20 protein-coding genes are annotated in these 21,325 nt (G+C 65.2%); 6 read left to right on the top strand and 14 right to left on the bottom strand.

The genetic code is table 11. The annotated features are described in order from the left end of the window. Window positions 1-114 precede the first annotated feature (114 nt). The 10 genes from BMX36_RS06420 to BMX36_RS06375 all read right to left on the bottom strand — a co-directional run bounded on the left by BMX36_RS06420 (window position 115) and on the right by BMX36_RS06375 (window position 11,406). Entirely contained in the window at window positions 115-3,093 is a 2,979-nt protein-coding gene (locus tag BMX36_RS06420) for a 2-oxoglutarate dehydrogenase E1 component (RefSeq protein WP_093064040.1), read from the bottom strand. Between the two features lie 213 nt (window positions 3,094-3,306). Beyond that, the gene (gene sucD / locus BMX36_RS06415) at window positions 3,307-4,191 is read right to left on the bottom strand and encodes a succinate--CoA ligase subunit alpha (protein WP_066776200.1); all 885 of its coding nucleotides are present in this window, start codon (window positions 4,189-4,191) and stop codon (window positions 3,307-3,309) included. Window positions 4,192-4,245: 54 nt separating this feature from the next. Next, window positions 4,246-4,542: a GIY-YIG nuclease family protein gene (locus tag BMX36_RS06410; RefSeq protein ID WP_093064039.1), complete on the bottom strand. Its 297-nt coding sequence runs from the start codon at window positions 4,540-4,542 to the stop codon at window positions 4,246-4,248. 53 nt (window positions 4,543-4,595) lie between these two features. Next, on the bottom strand, window positions 4,596-5,558 hold the full coding sequence (gene mdh, locus BMX36_RS06405; protein ID WP_093064038.1) for a malate dehydrogenase: 963 nt from the start codon (window positions 5,556-5,558) through the stop codon (window positions 4,596-4,598). Window positions 5,559-5,688: 130 nt separating this feature from the next. Continuing rightward, a complete protein-coding gene (gene zapE / locus BMX36_RS06400; protein ID WP_093065318.1) occupies window positions 5,689-6,783 on the bottom strand; it encodes a cell division protein ZapE in 1,095 nt (364 codons plus the stop codon). A 222-nt stretch (window positions 6,784-7,005) separates the two neighbouring features. After that, window positions 7,006-7,458 (bottom strand): PaaI family thioesterase, encoded by a 453-nt coding sequence (locus BMX36_RS06395; protein WP_093064037.1) that lies wholly within the window; start codon window positions 7,456-7,458, stop codon window positions 7,006-7,008. 104 nt (window positions 7,459-7,562) lie between these two features. Then, complete coding sequence (locus tag BMX36_RS06390; protein ID WP_066776187.1) at window positions 7,563-8,345, bottom strand: succinate dehydrogenase iron-sulfur subunit; 783 nt, start codon at window positions 8,343-8,345, stop codon at window positions 7,563-7,565. 14 nt (window positions 8,346-8,359) lie between these two features. Next, entirely contained in the window at window positions 8,360-9,739 is a 1,380-nt protein-coding gene (creD, locus tag BMX36_RS06385; RefSeq protein WP_093065316.1) for a cell envelope integrity protein CreD, read from the bottom strand. Window positions 9,740-9,788: 49 nt separating this feature from the next. After that, entirely contained in the window at window positions 9,789-10,358 is a 570-nt protein-coding gene (locus BMX36_RS06380) for a ClpP family protease (RefSeq protein WP_093065314.1), read from the bottom strand. A 70-nt stretch (window positions 10,359-10,428) separates the two neighbouring features. Further along, entirely contained in the window at window positions 10,429-11,406 is a 978-nt protein-coding gene (locus tag BMX36_RS06375) for a C13 family peptidase (RefSeq protein ID WP_093064036.1), read from the bottom strand. Between the two features lie 107 nt (window positions 11,407-11,513). On the opposite strand from BMX36_RS06375, the gene BMX36_RS06370 reads away from it, so the two are divergent. Both BMX36_RS06370 and BMX36_RS06365 read left to right on the top strand, forming a co-directional pair. After that, complete coding sequence (locus BMX36_RS06370; protein WP_093064035.1) at window positions 11,514-12,209, top strand: glutathione binding-like protein; 696 nt, start codon at window positions 11,514-11,516, stop codon at window positions 12,207-12,209. Beyond that, on the top strand, window positions 12,206-12,808 hold the full coding sequence (locus tag BMX36_RS06365; RefSeq protein ID WP_093064034.1) for a 2-hydroxychromene-2-carboxylate isomerase: 603 nt from the start codon (window positions 12,206-12,208) through the stop codon (window positions 12,806-12,808). The genes BMX36_RS06370 and BMX36_RS06365 overlap by 4 nt, the downstream gene beginning before the upstream one ends. 293 nt (window positions 12,809-13,101) lie before the next feature. On the opposite strand, the gene sdhA is transcribed toward BMX36_RS06365, so the two are convergent. Genes sdhA through sdhC form a run of 3 tightly spaced genes read right to left on the bottom strand, consistent with a single transcriptional unit; the run spans window position 13,102 to window position 15,709 of the window. Further along, entirely contained in the window at window positions 13,102-14,904 is a 1,803-nt protein-coding gene (gene sdhA, locus BMX36_RS06360) for a succinate dehydrogenase flavoprotein subunit (protein ID WP_093064033.1), read from the bottom strand. Continuing rightward, window positions 14,904-15,284: a succinate dehydrogenase, hydrophobic membrane anchor protein gene (sdhD, locus tag BMX36_RS06355; RefSeq protein WP_066776172.1), complete on the bottom strand. Its 381-nt coding sequence runs from the start codon at window positions 15,282-15,284 to the stop codon at window positions 14,904-14,906. The genes sdhA and sdhD overlap by 1 nt, the downstream gene beginning before the upstream one ends. After that, window positions 15,284-15,709, bottom strand: coding sequence for a succinate dehydrogenase, cytochrome b556 subunit (gene sdhC / locus BMX36_RS06350; protein ID WP_066776169.1), 426 nt, complete (start codon window positions 15,707-15,709; stop codon window positions 15,284-15,286). The genes sdhD and sdhC overlap by 1 nt, the downstream gene beginning before the upstream one ends. A gap of 191 nt (window positions 15,710-15,900) precedes the next feature. Here sdhC and BMX36_RS06345 point away from each other — a divergent pair, with 191 nt between their 5' ends. From BMX36_RS06345 to BMX36_RS06330, 4 genes are all read left to right on the top strand, one after another. Next, window positions 15,901-17,244, top strand: a complete 1,344-nt coding sequence (locus tag BMX36_RS06345) for a methyl-accepting chemotaxis protein (RefSeq protein WP_093064032.1) — start codon at window positions 15,901-15,903, stop codon at window positions 17,242-17,244. 45 nt (window positions 17,245-17,289) lie between these two features. Further along, window positions 17,290-18,660, top strand: a complete 1,371-nt coding sequence (locus tag BMX36_RS06340; RefSeq protein WP_093064031.1) for a methyl-accepting chemotaxis protein — start codon at window positions 17,290-17,292, stop codon at window positions 18,658-18,660. A 103-nt stretch (window positions 18,661-18,763) separates the two neighbouring features. Next, complete coding sequence (locus tag BMX36_RS06335; protein ID WP_093064030.1) at window positions 18,764-19,465, top strand: SDR family NAD(P)-dependent oxidoreductase; 702 nt, start codon at window positions 18,764-18,766, stop codon at window positions 19,463-19,465. Next, window positions 19,455-20,393: a 50S ribosomal protein L11 methyltransferase gene (locus BMX36_RS06330; protein WP_093064029.1), complete on the top strand. Its 939-nt coding sequence runs from the start codon at window positions 19,455-19,457 to the stop codon at window positions 20,391-20,393. The genes BMX36_RS06335 and BMX36_RS06330 overlap by 11 nt, the downstream gene beginning before the upstream one ends. A gap of 28 nt (window positions 20,394-20,421) precedes the next feature. Here BMX36_RS06330 and phhA read toward each other — a convergent pair whose 3' ends face one another. Beyond that, the gene (gene phhA / locus BMX36_RS06325; RefSeq protein ID WP_093064028.1) at window positions 20,422-21,297 is read right to left on the bottom strand and encodes a phenylalanine 4-monooxygenase; all 876 of its coding nucleotides are present in this window, start codon (window positions 21,295-21,297) and stop codon (window positions 20,422-20,424) included. Window positions 21,298-21,325 lie beyond the last annotated feature (28 nt).

The raw sequence follows: 21,325 nt of genomic DNA, 5'->3' as shown, positions 1-21,325 counted from the left end.
CGATTGGAGATCGCTTCGCGTGGTTACATCCGTGCCGCAACCGGACCCGGCCTTGAGTACCTATCAAAGTATCACTCTGATGGGACCCTCCGCCGGGGTGGTTGCGTGTGGAACTTACGCGCCTGCCTTGCCGGCCTTCTTGATCGTCTCGGCGCCGCGAGTGCGGCGGATTTCCTCGCGCACGCTGTGGCCGAGCGCATCGGCGATCAGCGCGCCCTGTTCGGCCTGGTGGCGCTTCATCAGGCCGGTTGCCGGCGAGGCGGCCGCTGCACGACCGGCGTAGCGCGGCCGCTTCACCGCACAGCCCGCTTCACCCAGCGCTTCCTCGATGAACGGCTCAACGAAGAACCAATAGCCATTGTTGCGCGGTTCTTCCTGTGCCCAGACCACGTCCTCCAGGTTCGGCATGCGCGCGATCCGCTTGGCCAAAGCCTCGGTCGGGAAGGGGTAGAGCTGCTCGATACGGACGATCTGAGTGTTCTCGTCACCCGCCGCGTCACGCGCCTCGATCAGGTCGTAGGAGACCTTGCCGGTGCACAGGACCAGGCGCTTCGTGGCCTCGTCTGCCGACCCGTTGGTGTCGGAGAGGATGCGGCGGAAGTGCGAGTCGCCCAGGAAGTCCGCCGCCGTCGACACCGCCAGCTTGTGGCGCAGCAGCGACTTCGGGGTCATCACGATCAGCGGCTTGCGGAACGGACGGTGCATCTGCCGGCGCAGCAGGTGGAAGTAGTTCGCCGGCGTGGTGCAGTTCGCGACCTGAATATTGTCCTGCGCGCAGAGCTGGAGGAAGCGCTCGGGGCGTGCGGAGCTATGCTCCGGACCCTGGCCCTCATAACCGTGCGGCAGCAGCATCACCAGGCCGTTGGCGCGCAGCCACTTGGCTTCACCGCTCGCGATGAACTGGTCGATCATGATCTGCGCGCCGTTGACGAAGTCGCCGAACTGCGCCTCCCACATCACCAGCGTCTTCGGATCGGCCAGCGCATAGCCGTACTCGAAGCCGAGCACGCCATATTCCGACAGCGGGCTGTCGAGCACCTCGAAGTGTCCGTGCTCGATGTTCCACAGCGGCACGTAGCGTTTTTCGGTGTTCTGATCGACCCACACGGCATGCCGCTGCGAGAAGGTGCCGCGGCCCGAATCCTGCCCGGACAGACGCACGCCATAGCCTTCCGACAGGAGACTGCCGAAGGCGAGCGCCTCGCCGGTCGCCCAGTCGAAACTCTCGCCAGTCGCGAACATGTTGCGCTTGGCATCAAGCACGCGTGCCAGCGTCTTGTGGATGGCGAGATCGTCGGGAACGGTGGTCAGCGTCCGGCCGATCGAATCGAACAGCTTCTGCTCGATGCCGGTGTCCACGCTGCGGCGCGAGGTTTCCGGATCGGCGGGCGCGTGCAGGCCCGACCAGCGACCGGAGAACCAGTCGGCCTTGTTCGGCTTGTAATTGGCCCCGGCCTCGAACTCACCTTCCAGAACGGTGGTGAACTGCTTGACGTTGTCGTCCATCCACGCCTGATCGACGACGCCCTGCTCGACAAGGCGCTTGCCGTAGATCTCGCTCACCGGCGGGTGGCTGCGGATCGCCTTGTACATCAGCGGCTGGGTGAAGCCCGGCTCGTCGCCCTCGTTGTGGCCGAAGCGGCGATAGCACCACATGTCGATCACGACGTCGCGGTGGAACTTCTGGCGGAACTCGATCGCCATCTTGGTGGCGAAGGTGACCGCCTCGGGATCGTCCCCATTGACGTGGAAGACCGGCGCCTGGACGCCCTTGGCCACATCCGATGGATAGGGCGAGGAGCGTGCAAACTGCGGACTGGTCGTGAAGCCGATCTGGTTGTTGATCACAAAGTGGACGCAGCCGCCGGTGTTGTAGCCGCGGATCCCGGAGAAGCCGAAGCATTCCCACACGATGCCCTGGCCAGCGAAAGCAGCGTCGCCGTGGATCAGCACGGGGAGCGACTTGGAATGATCGTCCAGATCGTTGGCGATCGTCTGGATCGCGCGGATCTTGCCGAGCACCACCGGATCGGCCGCCTCGAGGTGCGACGGGTTGGCGACCAGCGACATGTGAACCTTCACCCCGTCGAACTCGCGGTCGGTGGAGGTGCCGAGGTGGTATTTCACGTCGCCCGAACCGCCGATGTCGTCGGGGTGCGCGGACCCGCCGGCGAACTCGTGGAAGATCACGCGCAGCGGCTTGCCCATGACGTTGGCGAGCACGTTCAGGCGGCCACGATGGGCCATGCCGAAGACGATCTCGTTCACGCCGGCCGCGCCGCCGTATTTGATGACGCTTTCGAGCGCCGGGATCATCGCCTCACCGCCGTCTAGGCCGAACCGCTTCGTGCCGACATATTTGCGGCCGAGGAACTTCTCCCACTGCTCCGCCTCGATGACCTTGTTCAGGATCGCCTTCTTGCCCTGGGCAGTGAATTCGATCGCCTTGTCCTTGCCCTCCATGCGCTCCTGGAGGAAGCGGCGCTCCTCGACATCGGCGATGTGCATATATTCAAGGCCGACATTGCCGCAGTAATTGGCGCGCAGGATGTCGACCACCTCGCGGATGGTCGCCCATTGCAGGCCAAGCGTGCCGCCCATGTAGACCGGGCGATCAATGTCGGCGTCGGTGAAGCCGTGATATTCGGTGCGCAGGTCGGCCGGCAGCTCGCGCTGGGTGTTGAGGCCGAGTGGGTCGAGGTTGGCAGCCAGATGGCCGCGCACGCGATAGGTGCGTACCAGCAGCTGCGCGCGGATCGCGTCGCCCGCAGCGCGGACGATCTCGTCCTGCGAGGGGGCAGGAGCCGGAGCTGCCGACGGGGCAGGCGCCGGCTTGCCGCCCTTCTGGGGCTTGGGCGCCGGCTCCATCTGGGTCGGATCAAGCGCCGCGGTCAGATCGTCGGTGCTGGTCAGCGGCCAACGCTCGTTGCGCCAGCTCGGCCCGGCAGTGGCGGTTTCCAGCCCCTCGAAGAACGCACGCCAGCCTGGCTCGACGCTGTCGGGCGAGGCTTTGAAGCGCGCATAGAGCGCATCGATGAACGCTGGCGATACGCCGCCCGCGATGTCCGAGAAATCCTGACCTTCGTAGCCCATTGCCAACTCCACTCCCTCTCTCCTCCTCAGGAGGGGAGAGGGTTGCGCAGACTAAGGCCAGCATGGCCTTAGTCGTAGCTGGGAGAGGGGTGGGCGGTTTCGTCAGAAACCGTGCGGGCCTGCGGCCCGCTCGACCCCTCTCCAACTTCGCCTAGGCAACGAGTTGCCGAGGCTTCGTATCCTCTCCCCTGTCCAGGGGAGAGAAAGGTTCTCTTACTTCCCCAGCACCGACAGCAGCGTGGAGCCGAGCTCGCTCGGGCTCGCCGCTACCTTGATGCCGGCGGCTTCCATCGCCGCGATCTTGTCCTCGGCGCCGCCCTGGCCGCCCGACACGATTGCGCCGGCGTGCCCCATGCGGCGGCCCGGAGGCGCCGTGCGGCCTGCGATGAAGCCGGCCATCGGCTTCTTGCGACCACGCTTCGCCTCGTCCTTCAGGAACTGCGCCGCTTCTTCTTCGGCCGAGCCGCCGATCTCGCCGATCATGATGATCGACTCGGTCGCGTCGTCGGCCAGGAACAGCTCGAGCACGTCGATGAAGTTGGTGCCGTTGACCGGATCGCCGCCGATGCCCACCGCGGTCGTCTGGCCAAGGCCTGCGTTCGACGTCTGGAACACCGCCTCATAGGTCAGCGTGCCGGAGCGCGAGACGACGCCGACCGAGCCCTTCTTGAAGATGTTGCCCGGCATGATGCCGATCTTGCACTCGCCCGGCGTCAGCACGCCCGGGCAGTTCGGGCCGATCAGGCGCGACTTGCTGCCCGAAAGCGCACGCTTCACGCGCACCATGTCGAGCACCGGAATGCCTTCGGTGATGCAGACGATCAGCGGCACTTCGGCGTCGATCGCCTCGAGGATCGAGTCCGCGGCGAAGGGCGGCGGAACGTAGATCACGCTGGCATCGGCGCCAGTCTTCTCCACCGCCTCGGCAACGGTATCGTACAGCGGCAGGCCGAGGTGCGTGCCACCACCCTTGCCCGGGGTGACGCCGGCGACCATCTGCGTGCCGTAATCCAGCGCCGCCTGCGTGTGGAAGCTGCCGGTGTTGCCGGTCATGCCCTGTGTGATGACCTTGGTGTTCTTGTCGACGAGAATGCTCATTGGCTCTCCAATCTTACCACCCCGGCGAAGGCCGGGGCCCAGTTGGGATCACGATCATGGTTGTGCAATGCGGTCGTAAAGATCTTCCCAATCAGGATTGAGCCCTTCGATCTCGCGCAGTTTCCAGGCTCGCTTCCATCCCTTCATCTGCAGCTCGCGCTGCCGTGCCGCTTCCCAGCTGCCGCAAACCTCGTACCAGACGAGGAGCTTGCAGCCATGCTTCCTGGTGAACCCGTCGCCCGCGCCGTTGCGGTGTTCCCACACGCGGCGAGCCAGGTTCACCGACGATCCGAGATACAACGTGCCGTTTCTCGAACTCGCCATGATGTAGACGCAGGCCTGTTCACTCATCGCGGCGGCCCCGCTACTGGGCCCCGGCCTTCGCCGGGGCGGTGATTACTTCCTTACGCCAGGCTCTCGTCGATACCCTTACAGGCGACGAGCAGTTCCTTGACCGCATCGACCGAGACCTGGAGATTGCCCTTGGCCTCGTCCGACAGCTTCACCTCGACGACCTTCTCGACGCCGCCGGCGCCGATCACGACCGGAACGCCGACGTACAGATCATCGATGCCATATTGGCCGGTCAGATGTGCCGCGGCGGGCAGGATGCGCTTCTGGTCGTAGAGATACGCTTCCGCCATCGCGATGCCGCTGGTGGCGGGCGCGTAATAGGCCGAGCCGGTCTTCAGCAGCGCGACGATCTCGCCGCCGCCGCCGCGGGTGCGCTTCACGATCTCGTCCACCTTCTCCTTGGTGGAGAAGCCCATCTCGATCAGGTCGCTGACCGGGATGCCCGAGACGGTGGAATATTCCAGCACCGGCACCATCGTGTCGCCGTGGCCGCCAAGCACGAAGGTGTTCACGTCCTTCACCGAGACCTTGAACTCGTCGGCGAGGAAGTGGCTGAAGCGTGCCGAGTCGAGGACGCCGGCCATGCCGACGACCTTGTTGTGCGGCAGGCCTGAGAATTCGCGCAGCGCCCAGACCATCGCGTCGAGCGGGTTGGTGATGCAGATCACGAAAGCGTCGGGCGCGTTGTCGCGGATGCCCTCGCCGACGGCCTTCATCACCTTCAGGTTGATGCCGAGCAGGTCGTCGCGGCTCATGCCCGGCTTGCGGGCGACACCGGCGGTGACGATGATCACGTCGGCGCCAGCGATGTCCTTGTAATCGTTCGAGCCGGTGATCTTGGCGTCGAAGCCTTCGACCGGGCCGCACTGCGACAGGTCAAGCGCCTTGCCCTGCGGCACGCCCTCGACCACGTCGAACAGAACGATGTCGCCAAGCCCCTTGAGAGCAGCGAGGTGCGCGAGCGTGCCGCCGATATTGCCGGCGCCGATCAGCGCGATCTTCTTGCGGGCCATCCAATCCCCTTTCCGTAACGTGGGTCGTGATTGGAGAGGTCGGGTACGCCCTTTGGGCGGATGGCACAAGCCACTAAAGCCGCGCGGCGCGCTTTTTATAGATAACCGTTCGCAATAGCAATAACGCTTGTCAGCCGGTGCCGTGACCCTCTGCCAGATACTCCTCCGACCGCATTTCTTCCAGTCGGCTGACGGTGCGCTGGAATTCGAACCGGCCGTCGCCGGCGGGATAAAGCGCGTCCGGCTCCGCATCCGCGGCCGCCAGCAGCTTCACCTTGTGCTCGTACAGCGCGTCGATGAGGCTGACGAAGCGCGCCGCTTCGTTGCGGTTTTCAGGGCCGAGGGTCGGGATGCCGACTAGGATCACCGTGTGGAAGCGACGCGCGATGGCGAGGTAGTCGGCGCTGCCTCGCGCCTCGCCGCACAGCTTCTTGAAGCTGAACACGCCGACGCCCTTCAGCGACTTGGGCACGCGGAGCGTGCGGCCCTGAACCGTCATATCCTCGCTGGGAACATGGGCACGGTCTTCGGGAGGGTAATCGGTGAGGCGAAAGAAGGCGGCGGAAAGCTGTGCGGTCGCCTCCGGGCCGTTCGGCACCAGCCAGGTATTCTGCTGTCCCAGCCGGTCGCGACGGTAATCCACCGGGCCGTTGAGCGCGAGCACGTCGAGCCGTTTCTCGATCAGCGCGATGAAGGGGAGGAAATGCTCCCGGTTGAGGCCGTTCTTGTAGAGATCCGTGGGCACGCGATTGCTGGTCGTCACGACCGTGACGCCGGCCTCGATCATCGCCGTGAACAGGCGCGAGAGGATCATGGCATCGGGCGAGTTGTTGACGATCATCTCGTCAAACGCGAGCAGCCGCGCTTCCTCGCCAAGGGCGGCAGCGACGGGGAGGATCGGATCGCCCTGTTCCTTCCGCCGTTCCGCCGCGATCCGCTCATGCACCTCGAGCATGAACTCGCCGAAGTGGACGCGCCGCTTCTGCGCGACGTTCACGTTGGCGTAGAACAGGTCCATCAGCATGGATTTGCCGCGGCCGACATCGCCCCACATGTAGATGCCGCGCGCCGGCACCACCTTCTTGCGGAAGAAGCCGGTGGTCTTCGGGTGTTCCAGTTCATACGCCAGCGCGTCCAGGCGAGCGGCGGCGGCGGCCTGTTCGGGATCCGGGCGCAGCTCGCCCGCGGCGATAAGGTTTTCGTAGGCTTGTAGGACTGCGGGCACGTACACGCTCCGGTTTGGGGTGGCTGGGCCGTCCCTATCCCACGTCCGTCATCCCGGACTTAATCCGGGATCCATTCCTCCGCACGCGCTGCGGGTCGTAATGAACCACAGCGTGCGCGGCAATTTGGATCCCGGATCAAGTCCGGGATGACGAGGCGCGGAGGTGAACGTTCCGCCTTTCTCAGGGATGCGGGTAGAGGATAGCGCGGCGGCTCGACAAGCTCAGCGCTTCGTAGGCTTGCGGATCGTGCCCGAAAATTCCGCGACCGGCCCGGCATCCTGCATCACCAGCCCGCGCATGAAGAGCAGGCGCCCGGTTTCGCGCAGCAGCTCCACCCGGGCCTCCAGCAGCTCGCCGATCTTCCCGGCGCCCATAAAGTGCGTGTTGAGGTCAAGCGTCACCGCGGTGCCCGCCTCGATCAGGCCGAAGCTGCGGGCCGCGGCGAACAGCGCGACGTCGATGAAGCCGAGCATCGCACCGCCGTGGACATTGTCGCCGAGATTGGAGTGGCGTCGTTCGGGCAGCATCCGCACGCGGCATGTGCCATCTTCGACCCGGACCATCATATCGCCCAGGAAGGTGTTGTAGCGATCCGAGTTCTTGAGGCCCCAGCGCTTCCAGCCGGGATAGTCCGGGTGATCCTCGTAGAGAAACGCGGGCTTTGCTTCTTCCATAACGATCCACCCCGGCGAAGGCCGGGGTCCAGCTGGGACCGGCCCGCTACTGGACCCCGGCCCACGCCGGGGTGGTTAAACTTGCGGTGATGGAGCGCGACGCCTCAGACGACGCGCTCGACCTCCATCTTCTTGATCTCTGCGATGGCCTTGGCCGGCGACAGGCCCTTGGGGCAGGCGTTGGCGCAGTTCATGATCGTGTGGCAGCGATACAGGCGGAACGGATCCTCCAGGCTGTCGAGCCGCTCGCCGGTCATCTCGTCGCGGCTGTCAGCCAACCAGCGATACGCCTGGAGCAGGATCGCCGGCCCTAAGAACTTGTCCGAATTCCACCAATAGCTGGGGCAGGACGTCGAGCAGCAGGCGCACAGGATGCACTCGTACAGGCCGTCCAGCTTCGCGCGGTCTTCCGGCGACTGGAGCCGCTCCTTGCCGGCAGGCGGCGGCGTGACCGTCTTCAGCCAGGGCTGGATCGAGGCATATTGCGCGTAGAAGTGCGTGAAGTCGGGAACGAGATCCTTGATCACGTCCATCGCGGGGAGCGGCGTGATCTTCACCTCGCCCTTCACGTCCTCGATCGCGGTGGTGCAGGCGAGGCCGTTCTTGCCGTCGATGTTCATCGAGCAGGAACCGCAGATGCCCTCGCGGCACGAACGGCGGAAGGTCAGCGACGAATCCTGCTCGCTCTTGATCTTGATCAGCGCGTCCAGAACCATCGGGCCGCACTCGTCGAGATTGACCTCGAACGTGTCGTAGCGCGGGTTCTCGCCGCTGTCCGGATCGTAGCGATAGATCTTGAAATTGCGCATCGTCCCGCCCGGCTCGGGCGAGGGGATCTTGCGACCGCCCTTGATCTTGCTGTTCGCCGGCAGGGTGAATTCGGCCATTTTCCGTTCCCGCTTCAGTCGGTTGAGGATTGAGAGCGGAAGCCGCTCCAGTCGAGGTTGCGCGTCAGATACATAACACCGGCCAGTGCCGCAAACAGAAGCAGCGATCCGATGAGAAGCGCATAGGCTTCAAGGCTCAGCAACACGTACAGGACGCCATATAGGGCGGCCAGCAGCGCAGCGATATAGCCGCCCCGTCGCCAACTGCGCAGCACCGCCGCAGAATAGGCTGAGAGCAGGCCGATAATCGCCGCTGCCGCCACGATATAGGCAGCTGCAAAGCCGATCACCTCGGCAAAGGCGAGCAGCATGACGAAGAACAGCACCAGCCCGGCACCGACCAGCAGATATTCGATGGTTGCCACCCGGACACCGCCGATCACGTCGAACATCAGAAAGGCGATGAAGGTGAAGCCGATGAACAGAAAGCCGTATTTCACCGAGCGATTGACCTGGCTGTAGAGGTCGACTGGCGAGATCAGGTCGACGCGCGCCTCGTAATCGCCGGCGGGCGAGGCGGTGGCAAAGCGATCGCTGACCTGAGGGCGCGAGTCGGGCACGGTATCACCCGACGAGACGAGGCTGCGTCCCAGGGCGAGATTGCCGACTCGCCAGGTGGCGGTGAAGCCGACGTCGCTTACCCGCTGCGCCGTCGGCAGGAAGCCGCCCTGGAAGCTTGGGTGCGGCCATGGCGATGTCACCTGCCAGCGGGTATCGCCAGCCTGGGGCGCGAGCGCCAGCCATCCATTGCCGCGAAAGGCGAAGCGGAACTGGACCGCGATCGGCGCCGCGCGAATGGATGTGGCGTCAAGCCAGGTGAAGAAACCCGAATTGTTGGTGGCGGGCGAACCCTTGCCCGGCTGAAGTACGAGGCGGCGTCCATTGGCGCTCACCGCAGGGGGGCTCCCAAAGAGACCGCGCGCGTCCGACAGGCCGAACCGTATCTCGGCACGGTCATAAGCGAGCTGATCGGCGGTTATGCCGAAGCGTTGGAGATCGTCCGGCAGGGCAAAGCGCGCATTACCGCTCGCCACCGCCTCGAACAGCACCGCTTCGTAGATCGATCGCTGACGACGCTCCGGCCTGATATCGGTGCGCACATCCGCTACCTGCGGGGCGAGCGTCAGTTCCCGCCACACCCGATTGGTCCTGACCACCGAACGGCCGCCCTCGTTCACCGTTTCGGTCGCTTCGGCCTGGTAGGGGAGGACCAGCACCGGACCGGCGATCGTCTGTGGCCCACCCCAGCCCGAGGCAATGGAGGCGCGCGCGGTGTTCGACTGATCCTGCCGATCATAGACGAGCAGGTACACCGCGAAGAGCGGGACGGCGAGGAGGAGGGCGATGAGGATCGCCGTGCCGAACTTTCGGCCGGGGGTAGGCCCTGCAGTCACCAAACGGCACCTTTGCACAGCGGATGAGCGCGCAACGGTGCCGCAACGCTCAGATGATGTCGAGCACCAGCCCCAGGCGTCGCGCCTCCTCCGCCTCGATATACCAGTTGGAGGGCGCCTTCGCCTTCAGCTCGTCCAGGCTTACCTGCGTACCCTCGACCAGCGCCGCGAAGCCTTCGTCCTGGATGCGGATCGAGTCCTGGATCTCGTTCAGCTTGGCGAGCAGCACCGGGGCCAGGGTGTTGAGCGGCCCGGAAAGCTGTACGGTCGAATTCATGATCCGCTCATGGATCATCAGCCGCGTGCCGCGGGTGAGAAAGCGCTTTTCGGCCGGAAAGGCGGACATGAAGGTCGCACCGGCCGAATAGACCGCTACCTTGCCGAGGAACAGCGTCTCGCGCCCGGTATATTCACGCAGCAGGCGGATCGTGTCCCCCATGGCGCGGGCCATTTCCGGATCCCCGCCCAGCGTGGTGATCGAAACCACTAGCGGCCCGTCGCCGGTTGCAGCGCTCAGCTGGTTCTTGAAGTTTTCGTACATCACATTGTCGACTGTCCCGTGCAGCTGGATCTGCGGGTTGGCGAGCAGCGGATAATCGGTGGCGTTGCTGTTGGTCATGGCGCGCCGAACCATGGGCGCGGGCGACGGTTCCGAACGGCCCACAATTTCTGTGCCTCGGAGGTGACGATCACCTGCCGGCAGTCAGCAAGCTCGCATTTGCGGGCCGCCCGACCGGCGCGCTTGCTCCGGCCGGGCTGCGCGCATCGAGCGCCGCGAGCCAGCGCGTCGCTCCCTGGCCGATCGACACCTGCGGATCGGAGGGTTCGAGGCTCGCATCGCGTTCCCAACTGGCGATCGTCTGGGCGGCTTCGCTTGCGGCGGCCGCGAGCGGTTGCCGCTTGCGCAGCGCGCGATTGACCAGCGCGTCACCGAAGAACGTCCAGTCATTGTCCGATTGGCAGCCGAATGAGGTGCGATCCGACGAGGCGGCGGTGATGATCGCGGTGGTGTCACTCGACAGGATCGGCACGAAGACGCCGGCATAACAGGCGCTGATCAGGATCAGGCGATTGCGGATGCCCAGTTGCGACAAGGTGCTCCACAGCCGACGCGGCGAGATCGCGCCAAAGCCCTGATCAGCGTCACTGTACACGATGCCGAAGCGGGCCCCGTGGCTGGTCGTATAGAGCACCAGTACGTCCTCGCCGGGATCCATCACTTCAGCGACGCGGGCCAGCACCATGTCCAGATTGGCGGGCGAGCCCATCGGCAGCGCGCTTTCGACGGTGCCATCCGTTCCGGCGAGCACGATGGTTCGCCGCTCCGCATCATAACGTCGGCCAAGAACCCTTGCTGCCTCGCGCGCCTCCCGGCCGAAAACGGGATCGCTGTCCAGGGCGGCGGCGACGACATAGGCGTCGACCACGCCCTTGCGCTGTGGGGCCAATGTGGCGAGGGCGGCCGACAGGCGGCGATGTTCGGCCAGTTGCCAGGCGGGCGGGCGATCATGTTCGATCGCGCCCCCCTGATCGGCGAGTTCCATCAGCCCCGCTTCTCCAGCGCTGGCCACGAGCGGAACGGGCCGCGTGTGCTGCGGCGGCTCATAGGTCTGCGCCGGCGCCGCCCCGGCCAGCCCGGCCAACAGGATCGTCAGCAGCCTCTTCATGCCCGGCACCCTCCCGGATCCGCATCACAATGGGCCGGCGCTTTCCTGTCAATCGCTTGATTGGGCGAGCGGGAGGCGTCTAGCCTGGGCCAAAAGGAGAGGCCCGCATGATCGACCTGCACTTTGCCGCCACGCCGAACGGCTGGAAGATCACGATCATGCTGGAGGAATGCGGGCTTCCTTATGCGATCAAGCCGGTGAACATCGGGGCAGGGGAGCAGTTCCGCCCCGAGTTTCTTGCGATCAGCCCCAACAACCGGATTCCCGCGATCGTCGATCACGATCCCCCCGGCGGCGGCGCACCGGTCAGCGTGTTCGAAACCGGCGCGATCCTGCTGTATCTGGCCGAGAAGACCGGCCGCTTCCTGCCCACCGATCTGCGCGCGCGGATGCGGACGATCGAGTGGCTGATGTGGCAGATGGCGGGCCTTGGGCCGATGCTGGGGCAGAACGGGCATTTCCGGCTCTACGCCCCGGAAAAGCTGCCCTATGCCATCGATCGATACGGCCGAGAGGCTGACCGGCTGTACGGCGTGCTCGATCGACAACTCGCCCATACCGGCGCCTATGTCGCCGGTGACGATTACAGCATCGCGGATATCGCCTGCTTCCCCTGGATCATCACGCACAAGGCGCAGGGCATCGACATGAGCCAGTTTCCCCACGTCGCCCGCTGGTTCGCCGACATACGCCAGCGCCCGGCCGTGATCGCCGGCACGGCCGTCGGACGCATGGCCCGACCGGAGGAGATCACCGCCGATGCCAAGAAGGTGATGATGGGCATCGAAGAGGCAAAATCATGATCGAATTCTTCTTTGACTGTTCCAGCCCGTGGACGTGGCTCGGCTTCGAGAGCGTTCAACCGCTCGCGCGGGAGCTTGGCGTCGAGATCAGCTGGCGTCCCATTCTGGTCGGCGGCGTCTTCAATGCGGTGAACGGCAGCGTGTACGAGAGCCGGAAGAACCCCGTGCCGGTCAAGGCGCGCTATATGCTGAAGGATCTGCAGGATTGGGCGCGCCTGCAGGGACTGTCGATCAACTTCCCGGCCAGCGTGTTCCCGGTGAACAGCGTCAAGGTGATGCGGGCGTGCTGCTGGCTCGGGCAGGACTGCGTTCCCTTCGCCCGGGCGGCGTTTCACGCATATTGGACGGACGACCGGGACATTTCCGACGATGCGGTGATCGCCGAAGTCGCTGCCGCCGCCGGAGTTGCACCGCAGGCCCTGTTTGCGGCCATTGCCGACGATCAGGTCAAGGCGCAGCTTCGCGCGAATACCGACGAGCTGATCGCGCGCGGGGGCTTCGGTTCACCCACGATCTTCGTTGGCGGCGAGGACATGTATTTCGGGAACGATCGCATGCCGCTCGTCCACGCGGCCGTCCTGCGTCGCCGCGCGCGTTGATGGGCGGCCCGTCCTACCTTCCTCACCTACCGGACTTCAGCGCAGAGCGGGGGGCTCTGCGGATCGTGCGTTCCTCAAACGAGCTGCATTGTCGCGGTCTCGTGCTGGGATAGACTGTTCCGCAAACCCGAGAGCTTAGGATCTGCGGCTTAGTTGATGCGGGGACAAGCCCGGCAAAACCCCATGGTTTCGCATTGGGCTCGCACAAGGCCGAGTGACGGTTCGTCGGTGGCAGACCATGACAGGCGCTGCCCGATTGAGGACAGAGCCTGCCAGCGTGGTCAGAGCAGACCTTAGTAAACCCGCTTCTTCGGCTTGATATACTCGGCGTCGTCGGTGAGCGTGTAATCATGCACCGGACGGTAATCGAGCGAGCAGCTGCCGCCCTTGCCGCCCCAGCCATCGAAGGTTGCGATGGTGTGCTTCATCCAATTGGCGTCATCGCGCTCGGGATAATCCTCGTGCATGTGCGCGCCGCGGCTTTCCTTGCGATTTTCCGCGCCGCGCATCGTGACGACCGCCTGGCTGATGAGGTTGTCGAGCTCCAGCGTCTCCACAAGATCGGTGTTCCAGATCAGCGAGCGATCCTTGATGCCGACGTCTTCCATCGTCTTGTAGATCGCGTCGATCTTGGTGACGCCCTCCGACAATAGCTCACTGTCGCGGAACACCGCGGCGTGGCGCTGCATCGTCTTCTGCATCTCGGCGCGGATCTTCGCGGTCGGCAAGCTGCCGGTCGAGTTGCGGAAATGATCAAGCCGGCCGAGCGCCATCTCCTCCGAGCCCTTGGGCAGCGGATTGTGGGACGTGTTGGGCTTCAGGGTGTCCTTCAGCCGCAGCCCGGTCGCGCGGCCGAACACCACGAGGTCGATCAGCGAGTTCGAACCGAGGCGGTTCGCGCCATGCACCGACACGCAGGCCGCTTCGCCTACGGCGAACAGGCCGGGTACGATCGCATCCGGGTTGCCGTCCTTAAGCTGGACGACCTCGCCGTGATAGTTGGTCGGAATGCCGCCCATGTTGTAGTGTACGGTCGGTGTAACGGGGAGCGGCTGGCGCGTGAGATCGACGCCGGCGAAGATCTTGCCCGTTTCGGTGATGCCCGGCAGGCGTTCCGCCAGCACCTTCGGATCGATGTGATCGAGGTGCAGGAAGATGTGGTCCTTGTCCTTGCCGACGCCGCGGCCCTCGCGCATTTCCGCCGCCATCGAGCGCGACACCACGTCACGGCTGGCGAGGTCCTTGGCGCTCGGCGCATAGCGCTCCATGAAGCGCTCGCCCTCGGAGTTGGTGAGATAGCCGCCTTCGCCGCGCGCACCCTCGGTGATCAGCACGCCAGCGCCGTAGATGCCGGTCGGGTGGAATTGCACGAACTCCATGTCCTGGAGTGGCAGGCCGGCGCGCAGCGCCATGCCGTTGCCGTCACCGGTGCAGGTGTGCGCCGAGGTCGCCGACTGGTACACGCGGCCACCGCCGCCCGTCGCCAGCACGACCGCATGGGCGCGGAAGCGATGGATCTGCCCCGTTTCCATGTTCAGCGCGATCACGCCGCGGCACGCGCCGTTCTCCATGATGAGATCGAGCGCGAAATATTCGATGTAGAAGTCCGCGTCATACTTCAGCGACTGCTGGTACAGCGCGTGAAGCATGGCGTGGCCGGTACGGTCGGCCGCCGCGCAGGTGCGCTGGACGGGCGGGCCTTCGCCCATGTTCTGCATATGGCCGCCGAACGGGCGCTGGTAGATCGTCCCGTCCTCATTGCGGCTGAACGGCACGCCGGCGTGCTCCAGCTCGTAAACCGCAGCCGGCGCCTCGCGCACCATATATTCGATCGCGTCCTGGTCGCCGAGCCAGTCGGAGCCCTTGACGGTATCGTACATGTGCCAGGACCAATGGTCCGGCGAGTTGTTGCCCAGGCTCGCCGCGATGCCTCCCTGCGCCGCAACCGTGTGGCTGCGGGTCGGGAATACCTTGGTGATGCAGGCGGTCTTCAGTCCGCTTTCGGCGATGCCCATCGTGGCACGAAGGCCCGAGCCGCCGGCGCCGACGACAACCGCGTCATAGGTGTGATCGATGATCTGGTAAGCGGCGGGCATCAATTCGCTCCGAAGGCGATCTTGAGGATCGCGAAAATGGCGGTGCCGGCGACCACCGCGGTGAACAGGTTGAGCAGCACCATCGCCACGATGCGGCGCTCGTCACGCTGGTAATCCTCGATCACCACCTGAAGGCCGATGCGAAAGTGGTAGAAGACCGATACGACCAGCAGGATCATCGGGATCGCGACCCAGGCCGAGGACAGCCATTCGCGCATCGCGCCATAATCATAGCCCGGGCGGCGGGCGATCGAGATCATCAGCCAACTCATCAGCAGGATGTTCGATCCCGCCGTGATCTTCTGGTGCCACCAGTGATGTGCGCCTTCGTGCGCGCTGCCCAGACCGCGAACGCGGCCGATCGAGGTTCCCGTACCCATTACTTGGTCCCCAGGTAGAGCCAGAAGGCCAGCGTCAGCACCGTCGATCCGACGAAGGTGAGCCGTGCGAGATTCTGGTTCAGCTTCAGTTCGAAGGCCGCGCCCGTATCGAGAACAAGGTGGCGGATGCCGCTCATCATGTGCTGGAACAGGCTGAACGTCAGGCCGATGCCGATCACCCAGCCAAGGATGTTCAGCCGCCCGTCGGACAAAGTGAACACATCGCGGAAGGTGGCATAGGCCTCTGCGCCGGACGCGAGGGCCGCGAGGAACCAGACAAGCAGCAATGATCCGACCGTCGCCATCCCGCTGCCCGTCACGCGGTGCAGGATGGACGTCGTCATTGCCGCGCTCCAGCGATAATGAAGCGAGAGCGGGCCGCTGAACAGATGCGGGCTTTTTGGACGAACGGGTTTGGAGGCCAAGGCGAAGTTTCCTGCGACGAGCCGTGAATTGGCCCGGTCTATGAGACGGGAGGGCCGATGTTGCAAGCGCGGGCGCCCTACTGCGAATCGATTGCAGCTGTTGATGTGTTACAAATCTAACCGGGGCTTAACCAATCAGCCTTTAGCAGGAGGCATATTCAACCGGGGAGCGCATCAACTTGTCTGTCGTAATGCCAGCCGCGGGCACCGTCGCCCGCATGATCGATCTGCAAGCCCGGCTGCGCGTTTTCGATTCCGACGGCACCATGCGCCAATCCGGTCGCGAGGTGTGGCAATTGATCGAACCGGACATCCAGTCGATTTCCGAAGCCTATTGGGAGCAGTGGCAACGGTGCTTCGATGACGGCCGGGTCTGGGCCGCGCACGAAACGGCGAAGATGATCGAGCTTGGGTGCGAGTTCTTGCGCAACCGCTTCCTCGACACGGAGGGCAGGGCCTGGATCGAATCGATCGAACGCTCGGTTGCGGCGGCTTATCAGGCGCAGGTGTCGCCGCTGGCGCTCCTGTCGATGATCAGCGCGAGTGATCGCGCGGCGCTCGGCATCCTCATGAAGCGGTGCGACGCATCCGATCCGCGTCTGCCAGCCCTGGTCGACACGCTGATGCGGCTTTCCGCGCTGGAGGGGGAAATCACCGGGGCGATCTTCACCGAGTATCGCATGCACAGCGCTCAGGTCGCCCGCGATCGGCTGGCGGCGGATTTCCAGGTCGGCATTGCCGCCGCGGCCGAGGAAGCGACGCTGGAGGGGGCGGAAGTGCGCGGGCAGGCTTCGACCGCCTCCTTGTCGGCTCGCGGTGTTCTGGGGAAAGCGAGCGAGGTTGCCGCGGCGGCCGAGCAGTCTGCACTGGCCATGCGCGATGCGGCCGCCACGGCGGCGGGCCTGATCCGCGCGATCGAGGACGCACGGGTAGAGGTGGAAGCGGCAGCCGAAATCGCGACGCGCGCGGCGGGGCAGGCCGATCAGGCCGTGGGCGTGAGCGAGGCGCTCAGCGACCATGCCAAATCGATCGAGTCGATCCTTGGCCTCATCCGCGAGATTGCTGGGCAGACCAATCTGCTGGCGCTGAACGCCACGATCGAGGCTGCGCGGGCGGGGGATGCCGGGCGCGGTTTTGCCGTGGTGGCGCAGGAGGTAAAGAGCCTCGCCAATCAGACGGCACGGGCGACGGACGATATCGCCGCCAAGATCCGCGCGATCCAGGCCGCAACCCGCGTCACGGTGGAAGCGAATGCCGGTATCCGCGCCACCATCGGAGAAGTTCAGACCTCCGCCACCCGGATTCGCGGCGCGATGGAAGCGCAGGCGCAGACGGTGACGGCGATCACTGCCGCAGTGGACGAGACGGCCCTGGCAGCGGATTCCATGTCCGGCACGATCGCTTCGATCCACGCGGATACGGATGCGGTGGCGATCGAGATCGACGCGCTGGGTGCCGGCTTCGACCGGCTTGCCGGGCAGCTGAGTGCCCTTAGTGGGCGCGCCGGGGACTTTGCCGCGCGCGTTGCCGCATAACAAAGAAGAACAAGCGTCGCGCATGGCGCGGCGCGGGAGAGGATCATGGCTCATCACGGCTCTTTGGCGGCCGAACGGATCGACATGACCAGGCGGTCGATCGCTGCGCACGTGCGGGACTATGACTGGGACGGCGAAATGGAAGCCGGCGCTACCGGCATCGCCGAACTGCTTTCCGCCGAGGACTGTGAGCAGATTTCGCACGAGTTCTGGCGTCATTTCCTGAACGGGCTGGCCGCGCGCCAGCTTGGCCATTCGCTCGATCCCGCCTGGGTGGAGCGGCAGCGGGCGCGCAGCGCTCAATATATACGGATGAAATATGCCGCGCCCTTCGATGAGGCGTGGCGGTCGGCCGCCACCAGGCACGCCGATATCGCGAGTGAGTCCGGCATTCCGCTGGCTGCCCTGCTGGCGTCGCTTGCCTTTGCCCATGCGCGGACGCTGGCACTGATCGAGCAGCGTTTGTCCGGAGATTGTCAGCGAATGCGCCGGTTCGCAGATATCGTGCAACGGCTGGCGCTGATCGAGGCCGATGTGATGGCCTCCCATCTTTCGCAGGTCGATCAGGACCGCATCGCAGAGGAGCGCGGCGCGCACGCACGATCCTTCCACGAGCATATTGCCGGCGCAATCGACGGTGCCGCCGCCTTGGGGGAGCGGGTGCGTGCGCAGGCGTCCAATGCGTCCCAATCCGCAAGCGCGATGATCGGGCGTGGCGCTGAGGTGGCGGCGGCGGCGGAGCAATCGGCGCTCGCCATGCGGGATGCCGCTTCCACCGCAGGGGGGCTCATCCGTGCGATCGAGGAGGCGCGCACCGAAGTGGAGGCGGCCGCCGAGATCGCGACGCGTGCGGCAACGCAGGCTGATCGCGCCGTGGGCGTGAGCGACACCTTGAGCGAACATGCGCAATCGATCGAATCGATCCTTGCGCTGATCCGTGACATCGCCGGTCAGACCAACCTGTTGGCGCTGAACGCGACCATCGAGGCCGCCCGGGCCGGTGAGGCCGGGCGGGGCTTTGCCGTAGTGGCGCAGGAGGTGAAGAGCCTGGCCAGCCAGACCGCGCGCGCGACCGACGATATCGCCGCCCAGATCACCGCGATCCAGAGCGCGACCCGAGTTACCGTCGACGCGAGTGCCGGCATTCGCACCACCATCGGCGAGGTGCAGACCTCCGCCACGCGAATCCGGCGAGCAATGGAGCTTCAGGCGCAAACGGTGACGGCAATCACCGCCGCGGTGGATCAAACCGCGCTGGCGGCCGATGCGACTGCCGGCAACATGGCGACCATCATGCAGGAAGGCCAAGCGTTTGCCCGCGACTTCGAGGTGCTTGGCCAGGAGTTCGCGGCGATCGACAACAGCCTCATCGCGCTTCGCACGGCGGCGGTGGAGTTCAGCGCCAAGGTGGCCTAGCCGGCGCTTTGCGCGCGAAGGCGGTCCGGCTGGCTCCTTCCACCACAAGATCATCGTGACGCGGTGAATTGAGCAGTTCGTCCGCGCCTCCTATGGCGAGGTCATGACGAACATACTTCTCACCGGCGCCTCGCGCGGGATCGGCGCGGCGATACTGGCCGCTTTGTCGCCAGCGGCAAGGATCGTCGGACAGGCAACGCGCGCGGAAAACGGGCTCATCGCCGCCGACCTCGATCAGCCAGGCGCTGCCGCCGACCTGTGGCATGAAGCCGTCGCGCGGCTGGGCAGCGTGGACGTGCTCATCAACAACGCCGGCGTGTTCGAAGCCAATCCGATCGAGGATGATGACGAAGCCTGGCGCGCCGCATGGGATCGCACGATGCGGATCAACCTGACCGCATCGGCCGAACTGTGCCGGCTGGCAGTGCTTGATTGGCAGCGCCGCGGCGTGCCCGGCCGGATCGTCAATGTCGCCAGTCGCGCGGCCTATCGCGGCGACAGCCCCGCGCATTGGCATTATGCTGCGTCCAAAGCGGGCGTCGTGGCCATGACCAAGACGATCGCTCGCGCTTATGCAAAACACGGCATTCTCGCCTTCGTCATCTGCCCCGGCTTTACGATGACCGGCATGGCGGACGATTATCTTGCGAGCCGCGGCGGCGACAAGTTGCTCGCCGACATCCCGCTGGGGCGGGTCGCCATGCCGGAAGAAGTGGCGGAGATGGCGCGATGGCTGGCGCTTGACGCTCCCGCCTCCATGACCGGCGCGGTGCTCGACGTGAACGGAGCAAGCTATGTCCGCTGACAGCTGGCGCGTAACCCTGCCGTGCACGCGCGCGGAGGCGGAGGCGATCGACGCCGCTGACGACCTGGCGATCGACGCCGTGCTGATGACCACCGAAGAGGTGGAAGACGATGTCGAACGCTGGCGGCTCGATGCCTATACAGAGAACGAACCTGATGAGGCCATGCTGGCGGCGATCCGTGCGCTGGTGCCCAGCGCCAAGGGCACGCCGGCAAAGGTGACGGCGCTCAGCCCGCAGGATTGGGTGGCCATGTCGCAGGAAGGTCTGGAGCCGATCCGCGAAGGCCGCTTCGTGGTTCACACCAGCGCCCATCCGACGGCGGCGCCGGATGGCGGGCGGGCGCTGCTGATTGACGCGGGACGTGCGTTCGGCACCGGTCATCACGCCACGACGAGCGGGTGTCTCGCGATGCTGGATGGCCTGGCCGAGCAGGAGTTCGGCAATGTCATCGATGTGGGTACGGGAACCGGCGTGCTGGCGTTCGCCGCCGCGCATCTGTGGCCGCAGGCAAATGTGGTCGCGACGGACATCGATCCTGCCGCAATCGACGTCACGCGGGAGAATGCCGCGGCGAACGCCGTCGCGGGCGTGGAACTGATCGTCGCCGACGGGGCGCTGAGCGACGCGATCACCGCGCGCGCGCCTTATGATCTGGTGATCGCCAATATCCTTGCCGGTCCGCTCGTCTCCATGGCGCCCGAGCTGGCGGCCATCGCCGACGCAAATGCCACTATCGTGCTCGCCGGCTTGCTGGAGACGCAGCGAGAGAAGGTGGTCGATGCCTTTCTCGCCTGCGGATGCGCGCTGGCCGACATGGATCGCCGTGGCGACTGGACGATCCTTCGCCTAACGGCCGGCGCACAGCGGTTCACGCCGCAGAGCCCCCCGGATCCGAAGGGACGCGATGGCTGGGCGCTGGATATCTGAGGCCCGCTGGTGACGCTCGGCACGGACCTCAGTCGGGCCGGGCGGACTTCGTCGCGGCATAATCCTGCGTGCCGCGCGTGATCACCTCGTCGTCGCTGACGATCTCCGCAACCGCGATTTCCGGCTGTTGCTTGATCGCATCGTACAGCGGGGCGAAGTCTGTCTCCACCGTCGCCCGCAGAAGTTCGTCGAACCTTGGAATGACGAAGTAGTTCTGCTGGAAGTCGTCGATCCGGTAATCCGTGCGCATGACGCGCGCGAGATCGAACTTCAGTCGATGGGGCGACGGATCCTCCAGCGCGAACCGGCTTTCGGCATAGCTTGAAACAATGCCCGATCCATAGATCCGCAAGCCTTCCGGCTCGGCGATCAAGCCGAACTCCACCGTGTACCAGTAGAGACGACCGAGATATTTCAGCGCGTCATGTTCCATTGCGCGGAGCCCGCCGCGCCCGTACGCCTCGAGATAGTCGGCGAACACCGGGTCGGCGAGCATCGGCACATGACCGAACACGTCATGGAAGACGTCCGGCTCCTGCAGATAATCAAGCTGATCGGGGCGGCGGATGAAGTTGCCGGCGACGAAGCGGCGGTTGGCCATGTGATCGAAGAAGACGTCGTCCGGCACTAGGCCGGGCACCGCCACGACCTGCCAGCCGGTAAGCGCCATCAGCCGATCGGAAAGTTCGGTGAAGTCGGGGATGCCGGGCTTGGAAAGCTTCAGAACATCCAGCCCGCGTAGCCAGGCATTTGAGGCGCGCCCAGGCAGCAGCTTCGCCTGGCGCGCGAAGAGCGTGTCCCAGGTGGCATGTTCCTCGGGCGTATAGTGCGCCCAGTCCTGCGGCACCGTCCAGTCCGCAGCAGCGCCGGGGGGTGGGGTGAGCGCAGGGGATGCATCAGCCATCCACCGTGCATAGCATGGCGCCGGATCT

It is taken from the genome of Sphingomonas sp. OV641 (assembly GCF_900109205.1).
GTDB lineage: Bacteria > Pseudomonadota > Alphaproteobacteria > Sphingomonadales > Sphingomonadaceae > Sphingomonas.
The sequence above is the reverse complement of the archived record's forward strand: the minus strand, read 5'-3'. Positions and strand labels throughout refer to the sequence as shown.